The 2,918-nt window shown below is 41.0% G+C and carries 3 protein-coding genes; all 3 read right to left on the bottom strand.

All coding sequences use genetic code 11. The features are described from left to right. A partial coding sequence (locus P9L93_01980) for a mechanosensitive ion channel family protein (GenBank protein ID MDP8229852.1) occupies positions 1 to 310 on the bottom strand: 310 nt, incomplete at its 3' end. 67 nt (positions 311 to 377) lie between these two features. Next, positions 378 to 2,531, bottom strand: coding sequence for a 6-phosphofructokinase (locus P9L93_01975; protein MDP8229851.1), 2,154 nt, complete (start codon positions 2,529 to 2,531; stop codon positions 378 to 380). Positions 2,532 to 2,552: 21 nt separating this feature from the next. Next, a partial coding sequence (locus P9L93_01970; protein MDP8229850.1) for an SAM-dependent methyltransferase occupies positions 2,553 to 2,918 on the bottom strand: 366 nt, incomplete at its 5' end.

Raw genomic sequence — 2,918 nt, 5'->3', positions numbered from 1 at the left:
GGATTATGGCAGCTACTGTAGTGGCCTTAAACGCCACTAATACATATTGAGTGATCTCATTATTTGCAGTTATAGGAGAGATCTTTTCTATGACATATATACCACTTACAAATATCAGCAAGACCATAGGAAGGTTCATGGCTGTCAAGAGAATGTCATACAGCTTGGAGTTGGTTTTGCTGGCGATCTTCTCGATCCGGCCAAAAACAACCTTTTTCACCCATAACAGCAGACTCACCCAAACAAAATACACCACAGGCGCATATATAAAAGCAGGTATCCCCATACCAAACAAAGTGATTTCTTTCATAATACCCTCATTCTAAACGACTTGAGTCGATTTGTCAAGGAGAAAGAAAAAACACCCTTAAAACAGGTTACAGACTATGAAGAGAGGGATCGCGTCTTGTTATTATATTTCTATGTCCTATCCCTATATTGCTACCCAAAACCCCGTATTGTGCCAGAAGTTCATCTTTCTCTAGAATGTTTGTATCTACATACCCTTTTTGAAGATTTTCAAACGCATAGTCAAGGTTTGTGCGCTTAGCGCCTATCTCTATAAGATTGCACAGACCTCTTATAAACTTAGACACATCGTGGTCAAAACTCACAAGGATAACCCCTCTTGCTATATTTCTATCTTTAAGAAACTTTTGATTCACATCGGGGTTAGCTTTTAAAAACTTGCGGAACTTTGCATTCAACACAGGGTCATTCTTTAAAACCTCTAAAAACAACGGATCTCCTATGTCTATCCTGAAATCTTTTGAGAGCGCTATGCCTGCATAGCCGTTTGCTTTAACTGCTTTTTTAATCTCATTGGCTATAACTTCGAAACTGACATACTTTTTAGCTGTCAGGACTATGACAGATTTCCTTGTTGTTTCTATTATCATCCTCAGAGGTCTCTCAAATGTTTTTACACCAGGTTGTATCCTGCCGCAGGCTTTGATTATTGTCTCATCAGGCAAGCCCATTTCTACGCACGAGACAAGAGGAGTGCCAGGCTTGGACATGGTCCGCGCAGAGATAAGGGTGTAGTAGAAAGCTTCGCGTGCTGCCTGTTCTTTTGTCATAGTAGCTTCTTTTATAATAAACTCTTTGTTTGGAGAAAAATCCGGATCTTCAGTGCCTAATACATTTTCTTCCGCAAGTTTTCTCTTCCAATGTTTTCCATAGAGCTTCTTATAGGTCTGCTCTACATTCCTTAAGCTGTAGACTTCTGCAGCAGGTTTTGCCTCAACTAGGACCCTCCCATCTTCTAATGCGTAATCTATGGGCCATGTAATGACAAGCCCTGTCTCACCCTTATTTATACATTCAATAAGTTTCCCTGCAACCGGCTTGCTGACTACATTATCAGAACAGACTGTTCTACCAGCAATCTTATCTCCCTGGAACGGCGTTCCTCTTGTAGGGTACGTAATAGATGTAAGGTGAGCTTTTAAACCAGATAACTCTAGTGCCGACTGTACATACAAAGAGGTTCCTCTTAATAGAGGATTTCCGTGGCTATCCAGCTTCCGACGTTTTGGATCCGCAGCTACCATATATCTGTACAACGCATGTATGTCTTTCATAAAAATGCTCCGAAAGCCTTTATCCTGTTTAGAAAAAGTAACACCTTCTGAGACAAACAAGACTTTTACGCCCTTGTTTTTTACAACATCCAGGACCTGGTCCATGTTTACTTCAATTTCAGGTATCAATACTGCATAAGGAACAGGGCAACCTTTTGCAACATCAAGTGCAAGAGAACCCGACTTCCTGCCCATGACCTCTACTACCACAACTTCACCATCAGGCACATTAGCCAGCCACCATGCCATTCTTCGGCCCAATATAACCGCATTCATGTAACCGCACATGCCTGTCCAAAAATCATTGTCAATACTCTTTCCTATACCGTTTATCTTTACGTCGCCCTCACTAAACTCAGCTATCTCTCCTATGCCTTTAAGATGGTCATTGCCTCCTATGCCTGCAATGCCTTTTGCCTTACCGAATCTTTCTATTATAAGTTTTTTATCTTCCTCTTTTAATTTTCGTCTGCACGAGCCAAGCACTGTACTGGCCAGGCCTTCCATAGCATCTATAATCTCAGGCGTCAATTCAATAAGTCTTTCCTGCCAGTTATCAGCCAGCATGCCCTCATAGCCATTTCTTACGGCTACTACCTTCCAGCCAAGTCCAATCGCCAGCCTTGCTAACCAGGCAAGCTGTGTATTTAATGCCACGTCTCCGCCTCCTGTAAACAGCACTAAGGTGTTTTCGTCTATAGTAATATTGCCTCGGAGAAAATCTTCTTCAAACATCCTGTATGGGTTTAATTCCCCGTTAACATAGAACTTTTTTGGGATCTTTCCAGGGATGTCTACTTTTCCAAATCTTTTGGTAGAGGTGTTTTTTTCTTTGGCAGAAAAATCCAGTCCTGGCCTGAGACTATCATAGGCATAAGATATGTCAATGTTTATAAAAACTAATAGTAATATTAGAAAAAATATACCTTTTGAATTGCCCTTTTTCATCTTAATACCACCTCCTAATAATTACTTGGAGGTCTCTCCTTTTATTATTAGAACAAACTCACCCCTGGGAGGCTTTTCACTAAAGTGTCTTATTGCTGCAGATACATTTAAACGAAGAGTCTCTTCAAATACCTTTGTCAACTCCCGGACAATAGAAATCTCGCGTTCTTTCATTATATCATATATATCACCCAAAGTCTTTAAGAGTCTATGAGGTGATTCGTAGAGGATAATAGTCCTTTTTTCCCTTTTCAAGCCCTCTAATTGCTTGCGCCTCTTTGCGCCTTTAAAAGACAGGAATCCCTGGAACACAAAGCTATCTGTTGGCATGCCTGATAAGACAAGGGCTGATACAAATGCGCATGCACCAGGTACCATCGTAACTGG

It is taken from the genome of Candidatus Gorgyraea atricola (assembly GCA_030765235.1).
GTDB classification, from domain to species: Bacteria; Omnitrophota; Gorgyraeia; order Gorgyraeales; family Gorgyraeaceae; genus Gorgyraea; species Gorgyraea atricola.
Note: the sequence above shows the minus strand (reverse complement) of the source record. Positions and strands in the feature narration are given on the sequence as shown.

Bases quoted from the DNA above. Each gene is read 5' to 3' on its own strand.
- P9L93_01975 (MDP8229851.1), bottom strand. From the start codon at position 2,531: ATGAAAAAGGGCAATTCAAAAGGTATATTTTTTCTAATATTACTATTA.